General features: G+C 69.4%; 20 protein-coding genes. 9 read left to right on the plus strand and 11 right to left on the minus strand.

The window, feature by feature from the left end; all coding sequences use genetic code 11:
* The first annotated feature begins 151 nt into the window (after positions 1-151).
* Positions 152-817: a response regulator transcription factor gene (locus ACFV2O_RS21830; RefSeq protein WP_039799687.1), complete on the plus strand. Its 666-nt coding sequence runs from the start codon at positions 152-154 to the stop codon at positions 815-817.
* Between the two features lie 6 nt (positions 818-823).
* Here ACFV2O_RS21830 and ACFV2O_RS21835 read toward each other — a convergent pair whose 3' ends face one another.
* The gene (locus tag ACFV2O_RS21835) at positions 824-1,690 is read right to left on the minus strand and encodes a hypothetical protein (RefSeq protein ID WP_379253359.1); all 867 of its coding nucleotides are present in this window, start codon (positions 1,688-1,690) and stop codon (positions 824-826) included.
* A 276-nt stretch (positions 1,691-1,966) separates the two neighbouring features.
* Between ACFV2O_RS21835 and ACFV2O_RS21840 the strand changes: the two genes are divergently transcribed.
* Positions 1,967-3,751 (plus strand): protein kinase, encoded by a 1,785-nt coding sequence (locus ACFV2O_RS21840; RefSeq protein WP_379253360.1) that lies wholly within the window; start codon positions 1,967-1,969, stop codon positions 3,749-3,751.
* A gap of 10 nt (positions 3,752-3,761) precedes the next feature.
* Here ACFV2O_RS21840 and ACFV2O_RS21845 read toward each other — a convergent pair whose 3' ends face one another.
* The 3 genes from ACFV2O_RS21845 to ACFV2O_RS21855 are packed head-to-tail and all read right to left on the minus strand — an operon-like array spanning position 3,762 to position 7,370.
* On the minus strand, positions 3,762-6,254 hold the full coding sequence (locus ACFV2O_RS21845) for an FtsX-like permease family protein (RefSeq protein WP_379253361.1): 2,493 nt from the start codon (positions 6,252-6,254) through the stop codon (positions 3,762-3,764).
* 46 nt (positions 6,255-6,300) lie between these two features.
* A complete protein-coding gene (locus ACFV2O_RS21850; protein WP_355078810.1) occupies positions 6,301-7,008 on the minus strand; it encodes an ABC transporter ATP-binding protein in 708 nt (235 codons plus the stop codon).
* Between the two features lie 53 nt (positions 7,009-7,061).
* Positions 7,062-7,370, minus strand: a complete 309-nt coding sequence (locus ACFV2O_RS21855; protein ID WP_355078811.1) for a hypothetical protein — start codon at positions 7,368-7,370, stop codon at positions 7,062-7,064.
* Positions 7,371-7,527: 157 nt separating this feature from the next.
* On the opposite strand from ACFV2O_RS21855, the gene ACFV2O_RS21860 reads away from it, so the two are divergent.
* The 3 genes from ACFV2O_RS21860 to ACFV2O_RS21870 all read left to right on the plus strand — a co-directional run bounded on the left by ACFV2O_RS21860 (position 7,528) and on the right by ACFV2O_RS21870 (position 12,032).
* Complete coding sequence (locus tag ACFV2O_RS21860) at positions 7,528-8,841, plus strand: sensor histidine kinase (protein ID WP_379253362.1); 1,314 nt, start codon at positions 7,528-7,530, stop codon at positions 8,839-8,841.
* Between the two features lie 181 nt (positions 8,842-9,022).
* On the plus strand, positions 9,023-9,676 hold the full coding sequence (locus ACFV2O_RS21865) for a response regulator transcription factor (protein WP_355078833.1): 654 nt from the start codon (positions 9,023-9,025) through the stop codon (positions 9,674-9,676).
* 70 nt (positions 9,677-9,746) lie between these two features.
* Positions 9,747-12,032 carry a protein kinase gene (locus ACFV2O_RS21870; protein WP_379253364.1) on the plus strand — a complete coding sequence of 762 codons (2,286 nt, stop codon included), beginning with the start codon at positions 9,747-9,749 and terminating at the stop codon, positions 12,030-12,032.
* Positions 12,033-12,050: 18 nt separating this feature from the next.
* Here the strand turns inward: ACFV2O_RS21870 and ACFV2O_RS21875 are convergent, their stop codons facing one another.
* The 7 genes from ACFV2O_RS21875 to ACFV2O_RS21905 form a co-directional block, all read right to left on the minus strand.
* Positions 12,051-12,449, minus strand: coding sequence for a rhodanese-like domain-containing protein (locus tag ACFV2O_RS21875; RefSeq protein WP_355078813.1), 399 nt, complete (start codon positions 12,447-12,449; stop codon positions 12,051-12,053).
* On the minus strand, positions 12,446-12,994 hold the full coding sequence (locus ACFV2O_RS21880) for a cysteine dioxygenase (RefSeq protein ID WP_379253365.1): 549 nt from the start codon (positions 12,992-12,994) through the stop codon (positions 12,446-12,448). The genes ACFV2O_RS21875 and ACFV2O_RS21880 overlap by 4 nt, the downstream gene beginning before the upstream one ends.
* A 164-nt stretch (positions 12,995-13,158) precedes the next feature.
* Entirely contained in the window at positions 13,159-14,430 is a 1,272-nt protein-coding gene (locus ACFV2O_RS21885; protein ID WP_379253366.1) for a cytochrome P450, read from the minus strand.
* Positions 14,431-14,920: 490 nt separating this feature from the next.
* The gene (locus ACFV2O_RS21890) at positions 14,921-15,880 is read right to left on the minus strand and encodes an SRPBCC family protein (RefSeq protein ID WP_379253367.1); all 960 of its coding nucleotides are present in this window, start codon (positions 15,878-15,880) and stop codon (positions 14,921-14,923) included.
* Between the two features lie 59 nt (positions 15,881-15,939).
* Positions 15,940-16,527: a TetR/AcrR family transcriptional regulator gene (locus ACFV2O_RS21895; protein WP_364429258.1), complete on the minus strand. Its 588-nt coding sequence runs from the start codon at positions 16,525-16,527 to the stop codon at positions 15,940-15,942.
* 55 nt (positions 16,528-16,582) lie between these two features.
* Complete coding sequence (locus ACFV2O_RS21900) at positions 16,583-17,710, minus strand: Gfo/Idh/MocA family protein (RefSeq protein ID WP_379253368.1); 1,128 nt, start codon at positions 17,708-17,710, stop codon at positions 16,583-16,585.
* Between the two features lie 550 nt (positions 17,711-18,260).
* Entirely contained in the window at positions 18,261-18,410 is a 150-nt protein-coding gene (locus tag ACFV2O_RS21905) for a hypothetical protein (RefSeq protein WP_379253369.1), read from the minus strand.
* A gap of 124 nt (positions 18,411-18,534) precedes the next feature.
* Here ACFV2O_RS21905 and ACFV2O_RS21910 point away from each other — a divergent pair, with 124 nt between their 5' ends.
* From ACFV2O_RS21910 to ACFV2O_RS21925, 4 genes are all read left to right on the plus strand, one after another.
* Positions 18,535-19,422 carry a hypothetical protein gene (locus tag ACFV2O_RS21910; protein WP_379253370.1) on the plus strand — a complete coding sequence of 296 codons (888 nt, stop codon included), beginning with the start codon at positions 18,535-18,537 and terminating at the stop codon, positions 19,420-19,422.
* A gap of 82 nt (positions 19,423-19,504) precedes the next feature.
* Positions 19,505-20,539 carry an ATP-dependent 6-phosphofructokinase gene (locus ACFV2O_RS21915; protein ID WP_355078821.1) on the plus strand — a complete coding sequence of 345 codons (1,035 nt, stop codon included), beginning with the start codon at positions 19,505-19,507 and terminating at the stop codon, positions 20,537-20,539.
* Between the two features lie 11 nt (positions 20,540-20,550).
* Complete coding sequence (locus tag ACFV2O_RS21920) at positions 20,551-20,727, plus strand: hypothetical protein (protein ID WP_355078822.1); 177 nt, start codon at positions 20,551-20,553, stop codon at positions 20,725-20,727.
* 68 nt (positions 20,728-20,795) lie between these two features.
* Entirely contained in the window at positions 20,796-21,239 is a 444-nt protein-coding gene (locus tag ACFV2O_RS21925) for a hypothetical protein (RefSeq protein ID WP_379253371.1), read from the plus strand.
* The last annotated feature ends 15 nt before the right edge of the window (positions 21,240-21,254 follow it).

A 21,254-nucleotide genomic window follows, 5' to 3' on the forward strand; every position in this document is an offset into this window, starting at 1 on the left:
GGCCGCAGCGCCCGAGCGGCGATCAGATGTGCCGGCCTCGGACACGGGGCGAGCATGCCCGTCGATGCACAGTCGGGACAGTGGGCCCCTGGCATGCTCGTGCGTCCGGTCGGCGCGACGCGCAGTCGTACGGGGCAATTAGGGTGAGCTGGTGGCAATTACGGTGTTGATCGCCGACGACCAGGCGATGGTCCGTCAGGGGTTCGGGGCGCTGCTGGCCGCGCAGCCGGATATCAGCGTGGTGGGCGACGCGGCGGACGGCAAGGTCGCGGTGGCCGAGGCGAAGCGGCTGCGCCCGGACGTCGTGCTGATGGATGTGCGCATGCCGGAGATGAACGGGCTCGACGCGGCCCGCGCCATCCTGGCGGCCGGGTTCGACCCGCCGGTGCGCGTGCTGATGCTCACCACCTTCGACATCGACGACTACGTCTACGAGGCGCTGAGCCTCGGCGCCAGCGGGTTCCTGCTCAAGGACGCGCCCGCCGAGGAACTGGTCCGCGCGGTGCGGGTGGTCGCCGACGGTCAGGCGCTGCTCGCGCCCACGGTCACCCGCAGACTCATCGCCGACGTCACCCGCCGCCGCAGCGCCGCCCGCGCCAAGCCGTCGCCGCAGCTGTCCGCGCTGACTCCCCGGGAGCGGGAAGTGCTGGAACTGATCGCGAAAGGCATGTCGAACTCCGAGATCGCCGAAACCCTCTTCGTGGCCGAGCAAACCGTGAAAACCCATGTCTCCAAGGTGTTCTCGAAGCTGAATCTGCGCGACCGGGCGCAAGCCGTGGTGCTGGCCTACGAAACCGGCCTGGTCACCCCGGGCTGAGCCGGGTCACATCGGCGGGCAGGACCCGCCGCGCAGTTCGTCGAGATGACTGCCGAGCATCCGCGCCATCCGGCTCAGGATGGTGGTGGAGTCGTCGAAGCTGCCGGAATCGGCCGTCGCCGCCAGCGCGACGGCGACCATGCCGGACCGCACCGGCACCAGGCCGAACTGGCGGACGGTGTAGACGCCGGTGTCGTCGTCGGGACCCCAGCCGCCTTTGAAGGCCGTGCCCTCCAGGACGCCAAGACCCCATGCCTGCTCGGGCGTTATCTTCGTCATCAGCTCGGTGACCTGGAACGACTCGGGCAGGCACGGCAGCCGGGAGGCGAAGCGGGCTTGATTGGCCAGCGTCCATTCGGTGCCGCCGAAGGAGGTGTAGTCCAAGGTGGTGCGCGGGCCCGCCACCCCGGTCGTGGCGTCGCCCGCCTCGTCGATCACGTCCTGCACCGCCTTGGCCGCTTCCAGCCCGTCGCCGAGCGATTGCCACAGCGCCTCTGCGGCGTCGTTGTCCGACCACGTGATGGCCGCCTCCACGTCGTGGATGATGCCCTCGTGCGGGTCGTGCCGCAGCGCCGCGATCGCGAGCGGCACCTTGATCGTCGACCACGCGATGCCGCTGACCCAGTCGCCGAAGACGGTCATCCGGCCCCCGCCGACGGGGATGATCGCCATGCCGACCTGTCCGCCGAGCTGGGGCTGTAACTGGGTGAAATCGGCGGCCAGCGAGTCGGGCATGGATATGGCGAGCCGCGGCCGCCACGCCCCCGCGGTGTCGACGACGACCGCAGGGGGATCGGTGTCGGCCCGATTGCCGGGAAGCAGCGTGCACGAAGTCAGCGTGAGCAGCACCACCATCGCTGCGGCGCGCAGCACCGAACGACACGACGAAGCGGATCCCGTCGACCTCACCACCGAGTCCTCCCCACCACCGGTGACGCGTCGCGCTGTAGAACGGCGGTGCAAAATATCTCATCGGGCCCGTCCGGTCGGTGACCGGACGAGAGACATCACCGCGGCGCGCGGCGGCGTCGACGGCACGATGTCTCGAACATAGTTTTGCCGATCTTCCCGGAGAATTCGAAACCCCGTGGCCACGGCGTCACCCGGTAGGCTCCAGGATCGGTAGGAAAGCGGTCACCTGAAGGGGGCGTGTTGCTCGACAGCGGTGCGGTGTTCGCCGGGTTCACCATAGAGAAGCTCCTCGGTCAGGGCGGCATGGGATCGGTGTATCTCGCCCGTCATCCCAGACTTCCTCGGCAGACCGCGCTCAAACTGCTCAACCGGGAGCTGTTCACCGACGTGGAGGTCCGGGCCCGCTTCGAGCGGGAGGCGGACCTGGCGGCGCAGTTGGACCATCCGAACATCGTCGCGGTGTACGACCGCGGCACCGAGGACGAGCAACTGTGGATCTCCATGCAGTACGTCGACGGCGTCGACGCGGCCACGGTGAACCCGCAGAACCTGCCGCCGGAGCGTGCCGTGCAGATCGTCGAAGGCGTCGCGTCCGCCCTGGACTACGCGCACGGGATGGGGGTGCTGCACCGCGACGTCAAGCCGGCGAACATCATGCTGGCCCGCGCGGTGGGCGGCCACGGTGAGCGGGTCTTCCTCACCGATTTCGGCATCGCCCGGCTGCGTGAGGATTCCACCCACCTGACCCAGACCGGCATGTTCACCGCGACGCTGGCCTACGCCTCGCCCGAGCAGATGACCGGGGCCCACCTGGACCACCGCTCCGATCAGTACTCGCTGGCGTGCGCGCTGTATTGGTTGCTGACCGGCGTCGCCCCGTTCGACGCGCCCGCCCCCGCCGACATCATCCGCGGCCACCTCCAGTTGCCGCCGCCCTCCGTCGCGGCCCGGCGCGCCGGTCTGTCGCCCGCGCTGGACGCGGTGATCGCCAAGGCCATGGCGAAGCGACCCGACGACCGATACGTCTCCTGCGTCGAATTCGCCTCGGCCGCGCGGCGAGCGCTCACCGAGCCCGCTCCGACGGTGGTGGCCGCGCAGTACCAACCGCAGCCCGCGCCCACCGTCCTCGCGCAACCGGCCTATCCCGGGCCGGAGGCGAGTCCGCCGACCTACGTCCCCACCGCGTCCGCCCCTGGCTATACCGCTCCACCGCAGTACAACCCGAACCCCATGAGCGGCCAGCAGTTCTCGGCGTCCAATGGCTACGCCGCGGCGGCTCCGCAGCCGAGTTACCCTGCGGCGCCGCCGCCTTCGGCTCCGGCGCCGATCGCCTATCCGCCCCACCAGCCGAGTTATCCGTCGCAGGGCCGCTCCAATACCGGCCTGATCGTGACCATCGTCCTGGTGATCGTGGCGCTGCTGGTCGGCGTCGGCATCGTCGTCGCGAAGGTCGGATTCTCGAATTCCGCCTCGCCGCTCGACCTCCCCACCAAGACGCCGTCGGGCCCGTCCGCCGCGGACAAACTCGCCGAAGCGTTCCCGAAGCTGCTGCCGCAAGGCGTCGATACGAAATACGACATCGGCTCCGGACCGGGCTATCGCGGCAAGACCTGCTTCCTCGGCACCGCCAAGCCGGGCGGCAAGGTATCCAGCGCCAACGGCGTACCCGACTTCCCGAACTGGGCGACGGCCTGGAACTGCTGGGGCGCACCGATCGACGAGCCCGACTACGTCCTCATCGGCTTCAAGTCGTCCGCCGACGCCCAGGCCGCGGTGCGGGACCTGCCGTCGAATACCGCGACGACCGAACGCAACAACGGCGAGTCGTATTCGACCTACCGGTGGCAGGAGAAAGCGAGCGGACTGCCGGACGGCTATCTCGTCGTCGACTTCGCCGACGACCCGGCCCGGTCGAACTACCTGCTGTTCGCCACGGTGACCCTCACCGACAGCATGCCGAACTCCGGGTTCGGCATCACCTCGGCGAAATTCAAGGCCTGGTTCGCCGACCTGCCGCTGTGAACCCGGAGTCTCAGTCGACGGCCAGCGCCTCCACGATGGGCAGCCGGGCCGCGCGCAACGCGGGTGGAATCGACCCGAGCAGCGCCAGCGCCAGCGCGATCACGGCGTAGACCAGCAGCATCGGGCTCGGCCGGTAGGCCACGTCGATGGTCAGGGCGTGTCCGATGGCGACCGTGCCCAGGAACTGCACCGACGCGCCGAGCGCCAGACCCAGCACCGCGCCGACGATCCCGATACCGGCGGCCTCGGCCAGCACCGAGCGCATCAGGAACTTGCGCCCGGTGCCCATGGCACGCAGTACGCCGAGTTCCCTGCGGCGCTCCAGCACCGAGAGCATCAACGTGTTGAGCAACGCGACCGTGGCGACCAGCACCACGATCCAGAGAATGGCGTTGCTCATCGCCATGCCCTGCCGGATGCTCGACGAAGCGGCCACCACCGTGTCCGCGCCGGTGTCCACGTTCAACTCCGGCGGCACCACTTGCCGTATCGCCGCGAACACCGCCGCGCGGTCGGCGCCCGGTGCGATGTCGACCGCGATGACCGTCTCCCCGGGCCGTTCGTACCAGCTGCGCATCAGGTTCAGGTCCATCATCACCACGCCGGCGATGGCGGAGAAGTACGGAATCACCTGCAACACACGCACGGTGTGGGGGCCGGTCGGGGTCGGCAGGGTCAGTTCCGCGCCCGCGCCGACGCCGAGTGAGCGCGCCACGTCGCGCGAGATGGCCACGCCTTCCCCGGCCGACAGCCGGGCGACCGATTCGTCGGTGAGCATGCGCATCCGCGTTTCCCTGGCGTCGGGCGGAAACCCTTGCAGCATCACGCGACTGCCGCCCAGCGTGGCGAAGGCCATCTGCGCCGGGCTGAGATGCGCGACGCCGGGCACCGCCGCGAGCTTGCCCGCCAGATCCGCGGGCAGCAGCGGCCCGGTCGGGAACTGCGCCATCGAGGCGGGGCTGACGTAGACGTCGTTGCGGGCCAGATCGGTGAAAGTGACCGTGGCCGAGTCGATCATGTTGCTGGACGCGCCGCTCATGCCGACGGTGGCCCCGACACCGATCATCACCGTCATCGCCGTCGCCCACACGCGCCGCGGCGAACGCTCCAGCGTGGTCGCGCCCAGGGCGCCGGGAGCGCGGAACCAGCGCGCGATCCCCGCCGCGGCCCGCACGATCGGGCCGGTCGCGGCGAAACAGATCAGGATCGCGGCGATGAACGACATCGAGATCGCGGTCAGCGAGTAGCGGCCGAGATCGCTGCTCGCGATCAGCACCGCCGCCCCGGCCAGCCCGCCACCTGCGATGACGGCGAGCCAGCGCAGCAGCGGGCTCGCGGTGTCGGTCCGGCCCGCTCCGACCGGAGCCAGCGCCTCGATGGGCTGGACCTTGTACACCTGGCGGGCGGCGAGGGAGGCCGCGAGCACGCTGGTGAACACGCAGGCCACGACGGCGAACGGAATCACGTACCAGGGCACCGAGTATTCGGTGCGCGCCTCCACGGACTGCACGATCGCGGTGGGCAGTGTGCCGATCGCGATGCTGCCCATGAACACACCCAGCGCCGCGCCGACCGCGCCGCCGAGCACGCCGAGCAGCGCCGCCTCGGCCAGCAGGTCGCGCACCATCGGGCCGCGCTTGCCGCCGATCGCGCGCAGCAGCGAGAGCATCGGCCTGCGCTGGGCGATCGCCATGCTCATCGCGTTGTAGATGAGGAACGCCGAGACGATCAGCGCGGCCGCCGACGCCATGGTGGTGGAGTAGCGGACGATCTGCACCGCGCCGCCCGCCTGCGCGGTGCGCAGACTCGGCTCGGCCACCACCGCGCGGCCGTCCACCGCGTCGGTGAGTGCCGCGCGCACCTGGCCGAGATCGGCGCCCTGAGCGGGAATGATCTGCACCGAGTCCAGCCGCCCGGCGCGGTCGGTGATCTTCTGCGCCAGCCCGAGCGGGGCGGCGATGAGGTGGCCGTCGTCGAGTTTCCGGGAGGTCTCCGCGTCGAGGACACCCGCGACCGTGACCGTCGTGCCGCCCAGCGCGAACTGCTCGCCCTCGGTGCGGCCGAGCCCGGTGCCCACCAGCACCCCATTGGGCACCGAGAGCAGCTTCCCCGTGAAAGCGCTCATCGGCGCGGTCAATTCGCTGCCCAGCGCGCCGATGTTCGAGTCGGCGCCGATCAGCAGCGCGCGGTCGGCGCCGGTGCCGATCTGCGCCCGCAGCATCGGCACCGCCACCGCGACGCCGGGTGTGGTCGCGATCCGCCGCAGCAATTGCTGGTCGAATCCCGCGTCGGTGATCCCGCTGACCTCCAGCTGCGCCTTCCCGCCCAGGCCGCGGGTCAGTCTGTCCACCGAGCCGGTGACCGATCCGGAGATGCTCAGCACCGCCACCAGCAGCGACGCCGACACGCCCATCACGATCAGCGACATGAAGGTGCGGCCGCGATGGGCGAGCAGCTCGCCGATGTTGAACAGCCGCAGGCGATCCCACGCCGCGCCGATCATGCTGTTTCCCTTCTCGCCCGCATGTCCACGCCGCGCCGCCGACCGTTCACGCGTTGACCGTCCGCTCGACCTTGTCGTTGGACCCGATCCGGCCGTCGCGCAGGGTGATCACACGGTCGCAGTAGGTCACCGCGCCCATGTCGTGGGTCACCATCACCACCGAACTACCCGATGCGGCGATCTCGCCGAGCAACTCGAGGATGGCGGCGCCGGTCTTGGAGTCGAGATTGCCGGTGGGCTCGTCGGCCAGGATCAGCGGCGGGTCCATGATCAACGCCCGCGCCACCGCCACCCGCTGCATCTGCCCGCCGGACAATTCGGCTGGGCGGTGTTCGGCCCGCGCCGCCAGGCCCACCCGGTCGAGCAACTCCAGGGCGCGCGGCTTGGCCTTGCGCAAACCCGTGCCGTCCAGCAGTTTCGGTATCGCCACGTTCTCCCACGCCGAGAGCGTGGGCAGCAGGTTGAAGAATTGGAAGACGAATCCGACCTGGTGACGCCGGAATTCCGACTGCTGCTCCTCGTCCAGCACGCCGATCTCCTCGCCCCGGAACCGGATCGAGCCCGCGTCGGGACTGTCCAGCGCGCCGAGCAGATGCAACAGGGTGCTCTTACCGGAACCGGACGGCCCGATGATCGAGGTGAATTCCCCTGTCTCGATGCGCAATGCGACGTCGTCGAGGGCGCGGACCGCCTGGCCGCCGACCCGATACTCCTTCGTCACGCCCGATAGTTCCAGCATTGCCGGTTCCGGCATCGTCGTCCCCCGCTCCGTATGGTCGATCAAAGTTCTTCGTTCCTCGTCGCGCGTTACCGCGCCATGGCCTCCGACGCGAGTTTGCGGCGACGATACTGTGCGTCGAGCACCGCGCGCAGCACCGGCTGCTCGGCCGCCAGTTCGAGATAGGCCTCCATCGCCGTCGATCCCTGGTCGAGTTTCGCGGCGAAGTGGAGATTCCACCGGTAGCGCAAGGTGAGCAGGAGCCCGTCCTCGCCGCCGAACAGCCGATCCAGATCGGGGAGTCCCGCGAACAGGTCGGGATCGGCCGGGTCGAGCGCCGCGCGGGTGAGTACGGTGTGCACGATGTCGGTTCGAGCGTGCTGATCCGTCCAGGACATGGCCATCGCCTTCCTCTGTGAATACCGCCAACGCTACGGACGCGACCGTCTTGTTGTCGTCGTGCCAGGGACCCGAATGCGTCTCCGACCACGGTAGGAGCGGCGGCCCGCTCGCGGGACGATGTACCCGCCCGGATCAGGCGGCTAGCCTTACAGAATGGGTTCGACCGGCGTATCCGAAGCATCGCCAGGTACGCCTCGCGCGGGCCGCGTGCCGTCCTCGGTGCGGCGTGTCGGGGAGCGGTGCGCCGAGTTCGCGCGCGATCCGGTCGCGGCCTTCCGGCGCAGCGTCGAGGAGTTGCCCTACGACTACCCGCCCTCGGTGATCGTCAGCGTCGACATCGCGGTCTTCGCCGTGGCGGTCGCGGCGGCGATCCAGCGGCACAGCTATTTCCCGACCCTGCTTCCGATCGTGGCGGTGCTACTGACCTGCGCTTTCGGTCCCTTGCACGCGTTGCTCGGCGTGTTGCCGCGCCCGCTGCTGCTCGGCGCGATGGCGATGACGGCCGAGGCGCTGTTCCTCGCTCAACCGGTCGAGGCCGATTTCGCGCCGTTCGTCCTGGTGGCCGCCGCGGGCGAGATCGCGGCGATCGCGCCGAAACGGGTAAGCATCCCGGTCACCATCGCGATGATGCTGCAACTGGTCGCTTTCGCCGTGATCGGCCATGTGACCGAAGGGTTGCCGACCTATCTGGTCGGCATCGCCTTCGGCTGGATGGCCGGGTTGATGCTGCAGTACCAGCGCCGCTTCCTCTACCAGGAACGCGGGTATCAGGACATCCGCGCCGCGCAGGCCGCCGACGAGGAGCGGCGCCGGATCGCCCGGGAAGTGCACGACGTGATCGCGCACTCGCTGAGCGTCACGCTGTTGCATCTCACCGCCGCCCGGCACGCGCTGCAGACCGACCGCGACGTGGACGAAGCCGTGGAAGCGCTGACCGACGCCGAACGGCTCGGCAGGCAGGCGATGGCCGACATCCGCCGCACGGTGGGCCTGCTCGACGCGCGCCCCTGGAAGCAGGCGCCGGAACCGGGTGTGGAGGACATCGAGGATCTGGTCGGCGATTTCGTGCGGGCCGGTCTGGACGTGCGCTACGACCGCGAGGGCGATCTCGGCGCGGTGTCGCCCGCGGTCGGGCTCGCGCTGTACCGGATCGGCCAGGAGTCGCTGGCGAACGTGGTCAAACACGCGCACGGCGCGTCCGCCAGGATCCGGGTCGCGGTGGACACGACGATGGTCACCCTCACGGTGGACAACACGGTGCCCGCCGGGCTGCCCGCCCAGCGCGGCGCGGGCATGGGTCTGTCCGGTATGCGGCAGCGCGCCGAACTGCTCGGCGGCCGCATGACGGCGGGCCCGTCCGGCCGCGGCTGGTCGGTGCGAGCAGGTATTCCGCTCGCGCCCGGTCGCGGCGGATTCTCGTGTTCGGTGCTGCCGGGAACCTCCACCACCGGCCGGGAGGTTTCGTGAGCGAGCGTCGGCGAACCGGAGCATCGGGCGTTGTCGGGTCCGGCCGACGAGGTGGCGTTGTGCGCGTTCACCGGCGAGTGAACCGAGAACGGAGCGTGCCGTCGTGCAGGTCGGAGCCGAACGCCACGGGGGTGCGGTCGTGAGCGTGCCGACACCCGCCAGTGGCGAGGACGCCGTAACCGTGCTGGTGGTCGACGACCAGGAACTCGTGCGCGGCGGTCTGCGGCGCATCCTGCGCAGGCGGGACGGATTCGTGGTCGCCGAATGCGCCGACGGCGATGAGGTGCCCGCCGCCGTCGCGGAGGTCGGCCCCGACGTGGTGCTGATGGACCTGCGGATGAAACGGGTCGGCGGTATCGACGCGACCAGGATGCTGCGGGCGCGCGACGGGGCTCCGCCGGTCCTGGTGCTCACCACTTTCGACGACGATCAGTTGCTGTCCGGAGCGCTGCGCGCGGGCGCGGCCGGATTCATCCTCAAGGACTCGCCCGCCGAGGACCTCATTCGCGCGGTACGGATGGTCGCGGGCGGCGGCGCCTGGCTCGACCCCGCGGTGACCGGCCGCGTGCTGTCGGCCTACCGCACCGTACGCCCGGTGCGCACCACCACGGATGCACGCCTGTCCGAGCTGACCGCGCGCGAATACGAGGTGCTCGAACTGATCGGGCGCGGCCGGGTGAACGCGGAAATCGCTCGTGAACTCGGCATCTCGGAAGTGACCGTGAAAAGCCATGTGGGGCATATCTTCGGCAAGCTCGAGCTGCGGGATCGGGCCGCGGCGATCGTGTTCGCGTTTGACCACGGGGTGGTGACACCCGGAGAATCCAATCTATGACGGGCAGGCTCCGGTCGCGTACCGCGTGATCTCGGTGTGCGTTCCAGGCCCGGGATGCGGAGGATGACGGGTGCAGGAACCTGGGCCGAGAACCGGGACGCGGTTCGGGCCGTACGAACTGCGGTCGTTGCTGGGCAAGGGGGGAATGGGGGAGGTATACGAGGCGTACGACACGGTCAAGGACCGGGTGGTCGCGGTCAAGCTGCTCTCCGAAGAACTCGCCAAAGACCCGATGTACCAGTTACGTTTCCGGCGAGAATCGCAGGCCGCGGCACGGCTGGCCGAACCGCACGTCATCCCGATCCACGACTGGGGCGTCATCGACGGGGTGCTGTTCATCGACATGCGGTTGGTCCGGGGCGTCGATCTGCGCACCCTGTTGCGCGGCAAGGGTCCGCTGAGCCCCGCTCGCGCCGTCGGCATCATCGAGCAGATCGCTTCGGCGCTCGACGCCGCGCACGCGAACAATCTGGTGCATCGCGACGTGAAACCGGCGAACATCCTTGTCACGGACGCGGATTTCGCGTATCTAGCCGATTTCGGTATCGCGCATACCGAAGGCGACAGCGCGGTGACGCTGGTCGGCATGGCCGTCGGCTCCTACATCTACATGGCTCCTGAGCGCTTCGACGTCGGCCCGGTGACCGGCCGCGCCGACGTCTACTCGCTGGCCTGCGTGCTGCACGAGTGCCTGACCGGAGCGACGCCGTTCCCGGCGGCCAGCATGAACGTGCTGATCAAATCGCACATGTCCGATCCGCCGCCGCGGCCGAGCGCGCAGGCCAGTGGCATTCCCGCCGCGTTGGACGAGGTGGTGAACCGCGGTATGGCCAAGGACCCGGCCGACCGCTACCCGACCGCGACCGCGCTGGCCAGGGCTGCCCGCGCCGCCCTCACCTCGGCGCCTGCCACCGGGCCGACGCTGGTGGTGCGCGCGCCCGACCGGTCGCAGCAGGCCGGTGCGGCGGTCGCGCCGGAATCGACCGGCGAGCTGCCCGTGATCCATCCGAGCGCGCCGACGGTGGTCCGGCCGACGGAGTTCCAGTTCACGCCGCTTCCGTCTGCTGACGCGCCGGAGCCGCCGCGAGCCCCGTTCCCGCCGGAGGTGGACTTGCCTCCGATACGTCCCTTCCCGGACGCGCACCTGTATCCGGAAACCCAGGCGTATCTGGAGGCGGCGGGATATCCGCAGGCGCCGGAGTCTGCCGCGCCGCCGACACGAGTGTTTCCGCAAGCGCCGCAGCCCTCCGCCCGCCCGACTCCGATGTACCCGCAGGGCTACGCCGATTCCGCCGCGCCGGAGCATTTCGATTCCCCGTACGTGCGACAGCCGGATGACTCCGCGTACGCCGATCCTGATTCCACTCGGGTGTACCCGGAGCCTGCCGCGCCGCCATCGCAGGTGTTCGGGCAGGGTTCAGCCGCGCCGGGGGTTTTCGATGCCGCGTACCCGGGACAGCCGGATGACTCCGCGTACGCCGATCCTGATTCCACGCGGGTATACGCGGAACCGACTGTGGCGCAGGCGTATTCCGATACGCCGCCGCAACCCTATTCGCAGGCCACCGAAAACGTCTTCGCCGAAAGTCATCCTGGGCTCGGGAACTACCCGCAGTATCCGGATCGAGAACAGCCACCCGCACCGCACGGCACGCCCGACCGCCTTCCCGCACCGGACTCGGCCCCGACCCAGTATCTGGCGCCGGCGGAGGACCACGCACTCGCGGCTCGCACCGACTATCCGCCGCATGGCGATTACCCCGCGCGCACCGGCCGCCCCCTGGGCCGCGACGAACCGGAGTACGGCTATGACGAGTACGACGAACCCGATTACTCCGAGTCTCGTCCGAGTCGCTCTATAGCGCTGCCCATCATGGTGGCCGTTTTCGCCATCGTCGCGCTGACCGTCGGCGGCGCGATCGCCTGGCAATCGTTCGGCCGCGGGCAAGTCGAGACGACCTCCGCCGCCGCGCACTCCGAGGAGTCCGCGCCGGTGGCCGGGCCCACCACTCGGGCGCCGAGCCGCACATCGGCCCCGTCGGCCACGTCGACCTCGGCGAAGCCGACCCAGGTCACGCTGCCCGCAGGCGCGAAGCCGTGCGGCCAGGGGCAGGCCGCCGCCGGGACGTTCACCCAGTCGGCGACGGGTACCGCCGTGACCAGCTGCGCGTTCGCCGAGGAGGTGCGCAGAGCCTATGCCGCACTCGGCCAGACGCAGAACGCGACTCGTGACGCGCCGCGCTCGGTCGTCGCGACCAGCCCGGTCACCGGCCGCAGCTACACCATGAACTGCCTGCCCGAAGGCCAGGTCGTCACGTGCAGCGGCGGCGAGAACGCGGTGGTGTACGTCTACTGACGGTGCGGCGCAGGTCGGCTACGGCACGGCCGGGCTTCCGCCCGGGACCACCGGCAAGCCCGCCGCCTTCCAGGCTCGGAACCCTCCGACGAGGTCGGTCACCTGACGCAGTCCCAGACGCAGCCCGTCGGCGGCCGCGAGACTGGAGGCGTAGCCCTCGTTGCACACGATCACCACCGGGGTGTCGGCGGCGACGCCGGGCAGCCGGTGGTCGCCGTTCGGGTCGAGGCGCCACTCCAGGACGATCCGCTCGACCACGACCGCGCCGGGTATCTCACCCTCGGCACTGCGGTTCGCGTGCGGCCGGATGTCCACGATCAGTCCGCCCTCGGCCTGCACCGCGGCGGCCTGCTCCGGCGTCACCCGTTCCAGCTGCGCTCTGGCCCTGGTCACCATGTCCTCGGCGCCTGTACTCATCGTGCATCCACTCCGCTCGCTGACGTCCCTGCGAAGTCAGCCAGCGTACGGTATTCGCGGACCGGTCGAAGCGGGGGAGAGTACGCGTGCACCGACGCGGCGGGCCACGGCTTGTCGTTGCGCAGCTGATGCGCTCGATCGGGACCGAATCCGACCGTGTCACCTGCCCGTCGTTCCGCCTTCTGGACCGTCCCGCCCAGATGCAGATATTCCTCGCTGAGTTCCCCCACGGTCATGGTGAACGAGCCGGACGCGCCGCCGTGGTCGTGCGGTTCGGTGCCCTGCCCAGGAGCCCAGGACAGCAGCCACAACTCCACGCCCATGGTCAGGGCCAGGCGGGTCCACCAGCGCTGCTCGGCGTCGAAGCGCACGATGTCCAGCAGCGGCGTGGCCAATTCCGCGGCCACCGAGCTGGTCAACCGGTGTAACTCGGCGGGTGACCACAGCGTCCGCTCCGGGTGGATGGCGTCTCGAACCAGCGGCACGTCGATGTCGGGATGGATATCGCGCGCGTGCTTGAGGTTCACCGGAACGGATGTGGTCACATGTGCTCCTGACGGGATCGATCGGATGAGCGGCTCGTGGCTGCCGCGTGGATTCTCCGCCATCGCGCCCGGATTTTCACGAATCACGATCAGGGCGAATAAAATTCATCGATCGTCGTCACGGCCGCACACCGGACCCGGCGTGCGGCGCCACCGCCGTTCGGCTACCCGAACCCGGGCATCGGCGGGGATTCCGGGAAGACGACGGGCAACGACACGAGGGCACGGTGGAACGGTCCAGGTCGCCAGGACAGCTCTTCCGGCTCGACCGCCAGTCGCATCTCGGGCAGGGCATCCAGTAGTTGGTCGATGGCGTCCTGCGCGATCAGGTACGCCATCGATTTGGCGGGGCAGGAGTGCGGTCCGGCTCCCCAAGCCAGGTGCGCCCGGCTGTCGGTGTGCTGGCCGGTGTGGATCGCCGGATCGTTGTTGCACGCGGCCATGCTGATCACGACCGGCTGGTGCGCGGGCAACCACACGTCGTCGATGAGGATCGGCTGTTTCGGGTAGCTGAAGCAGTAGTTGGCGCCGGGCGGGTCGTCGAACAGCACCTCGTCGAGTGCGTCGCGGGTGGACAGGCTGCCGCCGAATATCCCGCCCGCGAATCGGCGGTCGGTGAGCATCAGCCGCAAGGTGTTGGCGATCAGGTTCTGCTGTGGCTCGATACCCGCCCCGTACAGGGTGACCAACTGGTGGATCATCTCCATGTCGTCGAGGCCGACAGGGTGCCGCAGCAGTCGCGACGTGATGTCGTCCCCCGGACTCCGCCGTTTCATCTGCACCAGGTCGAACAGCGCGTCGGCGAGCATCGCGTTGCCCTTGTCCGCGTTGACGCCCTCGAAGATGGCGGCCATGCCGATCGCGACGTGCTGCCCGATCTCCGGCGGGCAGCCGAGCATCGAATTGAGCACCGCGAATGTGAGCGGGAACGCGTACTGGCTGATCAGATCCGCCGCACCGTCCTGGCAGAAGGCGTTGATCAGCGGGCCCGCGATCTGTTCGGTCGTCGCGTGCAGTGCGTGCAGGTCGACCGCGTCGATAGCGGCGACATTCACCTGCCGGTAGCGCTGGTGCTCGAATCCGGTGTTGCGCAGCGCGTTCGGCCGCCACTCCATCATCGGCAGGATCGGGCAGCCACCGGGAATGCCCTGCTGCCAAGTGCGTGGGTCCGAGGGAAAGTGCACCGGGTCGTTGAGGATTCGCAGCGCCGTGTAGTAACCGATCACCAACGTCGCGGGCACATTCGGCGCCAGTTCGATCGGCACGAGCGAGCCGTACCGGCGGCGCATCTCACGGTAGGCGTGATGCGGGTCCGCGGCGAATGCCTCCGTGTACAACGCGACCCGTGGCCCGTCGGTGTCTAGTGGCGAATTGTGCTGAACTGGACAGCTTTTCGTGCTCTCAGAAGTGGGTTGCGGGGACTGTGGCGTGGACAAAGGGCATGACTCCAGAAGAGAAGGCTCGTCGCCGGTGCGTGCGGGCACGCGGGTCGGCTATGCGCCGGTCAGGTGCATGTTTTCCGATGTAGCTACGGGATCGTAAGCAGTTCCGGCGCCGTGGTGGGGCGGTTTGAGTCGCCCGATCGGTGAACGCGGAGCTGTCCGCGGCGGCTGCGTCGGTCCGGGGCTTGCTCGCGCCGCTCGGCAGGCGACTCTCGACCGTGTTTCGTCATGGCCGCCCTCGTCGTCCCCGTAGGGGGTTTTATCGGCTCAGTGCCGCATCGCAATTCATCCGGGAAGGTGATCCGTCGCACTGGCGATTCAGTGATGGCAGAGGCCTCGGTCGCGTACGTTCGCTCATTCGGACGGGCGCGGATGCCCCGCCGGAGCGCCTCTTCAGTGTCAGCGGAAGCGTCGTGGCGACTGACTCACCAAGCCCCGCCGTTGCGCGACCGGCGGTTCGGCGTTCATGCGATGGTCGGCCTGATCATTCGCCGAGGTCCGCCGCATACCGTTCGGCGAGCGCGGCGACGCGTTCGGCGGGCCAAGGGCACCGGATGTCTCCTCGGGTAGCGGCGAAGAAGACTTCCAGGTGGACGTGCCAGGCGGCCAGCAGTTGGGGCCGTAGCCCAGCCAGTTCTTCCGGCAGGGTCTGGGTCAGCTCCACCCGCACGCCGAGGTCGGGATCGGCTTCGAAGGACCAGCGCACGTTGCCTGCCACCGCGTCGTCGTGCCGCCACTCGTACTCCAGCCACCGAGGCGGCTCGACACCGACGAGCTCACCCGCCTCGACGTGCGCGTTGGTCGCCCGGATCGGCGGCGGGCCGCCCACGGTCGGAGTCTGCTCCTCGGTGAGCAGCGACCACAGCCGATCCAGCGGCTGCCACACCAGGTCGCGAGCGAAGCGCAGCACATAGCCGTCGGCGACCTCGGCGCAGTCGCCCGTGTCCAGCCCGAATTCCGCTGTGTAGTACTCGATATCGGCGAGCCAGGTGGTGTCCGGTTCGGTGTGGCCACCGCCGAGCGCGGCCGTGAGCGCCGCCAGGCAGCGGTCCCAGCCGACCGCTGACCGCGCGGCGCCGAGCCGCGCGCCGGGCCCGCCGCCGAGGACATGGGTGAAGATCAGCAGCGTTCCGACCGCATCGGCCACCAGCTCGAAGCGCAGCACGTCCCGGTTCCATCGGAACATGTAGACCTTGGGTGGGTCGAATTCGAGCACCTCGCCGTGGGACATGCTGTCGGCTGTCTCCGGTGCGTCGGCGAAGGTGAATCGCATCGCGGCGCCGGGCCGCGGTTCGGTCGTGACAGCGGCGGGGAACCAGGCGGACATCCGGCTCGGATCGCTGATCGCGCGCCACACTTTTTCCGGGGGATGGGCCAGCCTGCGTTCGAACCGCAGGGTGGGCGCGCCGTCGACGGTGCGCAGTCGTGCTCGGGGCTCGCTCATCGGTGTCCTTTCTCGTCGGGCATGGCGTCGAGATGACGTTCGAGGGCGTCGAGGCTGGTTCAGGGCTGTGGCCACGACCGCAGTGCGATGTCCACGGTCCGGCGCAGGTGCGACGGTTTCGCGCCCGAGGCCGCTTGGACCGCGATCCCGTCGGAGACCGTCATGAGGTAGCGGGCGAGGTCGGCGGGTTTGCTGTCCTCGGGGAGGTCGCCGTCGGCGCGTGCTCGCTCCAAGCGCCGCCGCAGCGCGGCCTCGCCCGCGAGACGCACCGCCACCGCGCTCTTGCGGCTGTGCTCGGCTTCCGGCCCGCAGGCTTGCGCGCTGCGCACCGACAGGCAGCCGGGGCTGTCGTGCCCGGTGGTCAGCTCGATCGCGCCGGCGAGGTACGCGGCCGCGACCGCGCGGGCGGTCGGGAGTTCGATGGCTTCGGTGAGGTAGCGCCCGGGTCCGTCGACATAGCGTTCGAGCGCCCGGTCGAACAATTCGGCTTTGCTGCCGAAGGCGGCGTACAAGCTGGGACGGTTGATGCCCATCGCCGCGGTGAGATCCGACAACGCGGCGCCCTCGTAGCCGTACCGCCAGAACACCTCCAGCGCGCGGTCCAGCGCGCTGTCGATGTCGAAGCTCCGGGGCCTGCCTCCCGGCATGGGCACCTCCCACTGCTGTTTGCCTATCGGTACCTTAGGCCGCCGCGGTGCGCGCTCACAGGTCGCCGACCGGTCTGCGCACACCGGTTTCCGCGGCTTCGGCGATGGCGTCGACGAGGCGGCGCTGGCGCAGGCCCACGGTGAAGTCGGGCCGAGCGGTCCTGCCCTCGGCGATGGCGCTCGCGGTCTCGCGGTAGACGCCCGCGACGTGGGCGACCGGGCCTGGGGGCAGTGTGGACGGCACCAGGCGGTAGCGCTCCGGGACCGGGAGTTCGCTGACCGACCCCCGATCGGTGCGCAGTTCGATGCGCCAGTCGGCCCAGTGCGGATACATCCCGCCCTGCACCGGGCTGATCGCAAGAGCCCCCTCCGTACCGCGAATGTGCAGCGCGAATCCGGACGGAGCGGCCGCGTTTCCGCCGTGCACGGTCACCGCGACGACCGCGCCGCTCTTCAGGCGACCGGCCAGGACCAACTGCTCCGGCTGCCGATTCGGGACGGTCCGGCCGGTGCCGACGACGGTCAATTCCTCGTGCAGTGTGGCGACGACGGCGGACACTTCGGCGAGTTCACCGGCCAGGTGTTCGAGCACCGCGAGCACGTGCCCGGCCATGATCGTCAGCAGACCGGTGCCCTGGGCGGGATCGGTGGTCCAAGCGAATTCCGGCCGAATCGAACCGCCGCCGAACGGATCTCCGGCGGCGATGACGGTGACCGCGGAAACGGCGCCGATCCGGCCCGCCGCGAGCAGATCGCGGACGAAGTTCACCGACGGCGAGTGGTAGCCCTGCAAGACCACCGCGTGCACTACATCCGCCGCTGTCGCCGCCGCGGTCAGCTCGGCGCTCTCGGCCGCGCTCGCGCCCATCGGCCACTCGCAGACGACGTGCTTGCCCGCCGCGAGCGCCGCGCGCACCACCGCCGCGTGCCCCGGTGACTTCACTGTCGCCACAACCAGGTCCACCTCGGGATGCGCGGCCAACTCGGCCGCGTCGGTGAACGCGTGCGTGGCGCCGGTGGCCTCGGCCGCGGCGGCGGCCGAGGCGGGGTTGGTCGTCGCCACCGCCGCGACGCGGAACTCGGGCAGTGCGGCCAGCGCGGGCAGGTGGGTCGCGGCGGCCCAGCTTCCGGTGGGATTCGCGCCGACGACGCCGACACCGAGCGGGGTGGTGCTACCGGTCATGAGGACTCCTAGTTCTGTACCGTTTGGTAGTAAACTAGGCGCGCTACGGCCGCGCGGCAACCGATAATGTACCGATAGGTAAAAAATTTCGCCGCCGACTCGAGAGTGCGCCCCTCCTGCTCCAGTGATGGTTGCTGAGAGATTGCGAATAAGTGTGCGAGACATTTGCGCCGGATCGAAACGGCGATGCTCCGGGGTGGTCTGGCGCGGGAATGCCCGCGGATCGAAAGTTCACGTCCGGGCAGTGGCGCCACTCTGGCGAATCGGCGGTGACCGTGCTTGCGGCGGGGAGTGTCGGCCGGGCTCGATCCGATCGTGGCTGCCGAACCGCATGGCGGTGGTCGTTCCCGGCCTCGGGGGCTTGCGTCGACCGCCTCGATGTGCTTTCCGCCAAGGCGGGTGCATCTCGTCGTGAAGCCCGCCAAACGCGCTCGCGGGAAGCCATGCTCTCGGGGGCATACCTCCGGCACCCAAAAAATCCTGCGGTAATACTCGAATGCTATTGAGCGCGACTGGGGTGCGTTGACCCGTTCGGCAGTGGCCGTGGCGGTCAGAGGTTTTCGGTGAACTGGGGCGTAATCAATTCATCTAGTACGTTCTCCGGGATAACGAGAAGCAGTTCTCGGGTGAGGCCGACGGCGAACGTCGGTTCCGAACCCGGCCGCTCGGCGAGATCGGGCGGGTAGGTGGAGGTGTCCATGCTTGTTGACCGCGCCGTCGTCATCTGGCGGGGAGACAAGAGTCAGTCGACCCGAGGCTGCGCCCCTGCCGTCGCGGTCGCCGGTCGGCGAGCCGGGGGAGTTCGCGAGAAGAATGTGCCGAAAATGTCTACTGATCGATTCCGCAGAGTTCGAAACGTCCTGGGTTGTGCGGCGCTTGCCGCGGCTCTGGTAGCCGGGTGCGGTACCAACCGCGCCGAGGATTCGTCGAGCGAGCCGACCATCACCGAGGCCGCGGCCCGCACCGACCAGAAGGGCCTGTCCATCATCGTGCCGGGCACCTTGGCAGCGAGCTATGCCGAGCTCGCCGCGGGCGTGCGCGGGAAGATGGGCATGGCCATCGTGCCGGTCGGCGGCGAGCAGCCGATCACCTTCGGCGAATGGACCAGCGGTCCGGCCTGGTCGACGATGAAGGTGCCGCTGACCGTCGCCGCGCTGCGGCGCAGTCCGAGCAGCTCGAACTACGCCGCGTCGGCCGCGATCACGCAATCCGACAATGCCGCCGCCGACGTGCTGTGGCAGTCGCTGGGCACGCCGCAGGAGGCGGCGCAGGCCGTGCAGGCGGTGCTGCGCGAAGGTGGGGACAGCAAGACCGTCGTGCCCGCCGCCCGTGCCCGTGCGGAACACTCGGCCTTCGGTCAGGCGGAGTGGTCGCTGGTCGACCAGGTGCGGTTCGCTTCACATTTGCCGTGTCTGCCCCAGACCGACCGCGTGACTTCGCTGATGGAACAGGTCATCGCCAGCCAGCGCTGGGGTCTCGGCGAGTTCGGCGGCGCCGAGTTCAAGGGCGGCTGGGGGCCGGACGTGTCGGGCAACTACCTGGTGCGGCAGTTCGGGATCATCAACGTCCCCTCGGGGCAGATCGCGATCGCGGTCGCGGTGCAGCCGGAGTCGGGATCGCTCAGCGACGGCATGAACGTTCTGGACAAACTGGCCACCGTCGTCTCCCAGCATCTCGGCGAGCTGGCCGGGGGTCATTGCGCGGCCGCGTGAGGTCATCTGTCCAGGTCAGTGTTACGCGACGTTCACGGGGGCGGGGCTGCCGAGATCGGACATGGGGGGCAAGATAGCGGCCATGCGCATCGGAGTTCTGACCGGAGGCGGAGACTGCCCAGGACTGAACGCGGTCATCCGCGCCGTCGTTCGCACCGCGAACGGCCGTTACGGAGACGCGATCGTCGGCTTCGAGGACGGTTGGCGCGGCCTATTGGAGGACCGAAAGATCCAGATCCGCAACGACGACCGCACCGACCGGATCCTCACCAAGGGCGGCACCATCCTCGGCACCGCCCGCACCAACCCCGACGTGCTGCGCGCGGGCCTCGGCCGGATCAAGCAGACCCTGGACGACAACGGCATCGAAGCCCTGATCCCGATCGGCGGCGAGGGCACGCTCACCGCCGCGAGCTGGTTGTCCGACGAAGGCGTACCGGTGGTCGGCGTCCCGAAGACCATCGACAACGACATCGATTGCACCGACGTCACTTTCGGCCACGACACCGCCTTGAACATCGCCACCGAGGCGATCGACCGGCTGCACACCACCGCCGAATCGCACCAGCGCGTCATGCTCATCGAGGTGATGGGCCGCCACGCGGGCTGGATCGCGGTCGGCGCCGGCATGGCGGCGGGCGCCCATCTGACGCTCGTGCCGGAGGTCCCCTTCGAGGTCGACGAGGTGTGCGCCATGATCAAGCGGCGTTTCCAGCGCGGTGACAAGCACTTCATCTGCGTCGTCGCCGAGGGGTCGCACCCGGCGCCGGACTCCGGGTTCACCTTGCGCGAGGGCGGCATCGACGAGTTCGGCCACGAGCGGTTCACCGGCGTCGCCCAGCAGCTCGGCGTGGAGATCGAGCGGCGCATCGGCAAAGAGGTCCGCACCACCGTGCTCGGTCACGTGCAGCGCGGCGGCAGCCCCACGCCCTACGACCGGGTGCTGGCCACGCGCTTCGGCCTGCACGCGGCCGAGGCGGTGCACGCGGGCAAGTTCGGCCAGATGGTCGCGTTGCACGGCACCACCATCGACCTGGTCCCGCTGTCGGAGGCCACCAAGCAGCTCAAGCGGGTGCCTTCGGAGCGCTACCGCGAGGCGGAGGCGTTCTTCGGTTAATGGCGTCGCATATGGCAGATGAACTCAGCGGTGAGCTGTGGTTACCGCCGCTGTCGGGGATCCATACCGTCGAACTGAAGCGACGGCTTGCCCGGCTACCCCGCGCCGGTAGCAGCGCTGAGGAACGTGATCAGGTGGACGCGATGTTCGGCCGAGATCGGCTCGATGAGGGCCTCGAGGCGTGGTGATCGTCTCCGGGGCGACCGCGCCGGTCGCTTCGACGCGGATGTGCATATGTCCGGATACGCTGGCCGGTATGGCCGAACTCCCTGTGCACGATCTGCCGGATACCGCCGTCGACGTCCTGCGCCGCCGAGCGCGCGCGGCCGGGTTGCCGCTGTCGCGGTACATCGGGCGCGAGCTGGTCGCGCTGGCCGGTCGACGCACGGCGGACGACGCGGTCGTCGAGTTCTTGCAGTCCGAAGGACGCGACCTGGCCCCGCAAATAGATGATGACGCGGTGGCTCTGGTACGGCGGTACGACCTTTCGATCGAGGCGCTCGACGTTCTGGGTCGCCGCGCTCGCTCCGCGGGTGTTCCGCTGGGGGAGTATGCGCGTCGCGAACTGGTGCGGCTGGCGCGGCGCAGCACCGTCGAGGACGCGTTGCTGGAGTTCCGCGAGGTGCAGGAACGGGATCCGAGTCCGCGACTCGACATGGCGGAGATCGCCGCGGCCGTGCGGTACGCGCGCGGCGAATAGGCCGGGGCCGGCCCG

The sequence above is a fragment of the Nocardia sp. NPDC059691 genome, from assembly GCF_042733915.1.
GTDB classification, from domain to species: domain Bacteria; phylum Actinomycetota; class Actinomycetes; order Mycobacteriales; family Mycobacteriaceae; genus Nocardia; species Nocardia sichangensis.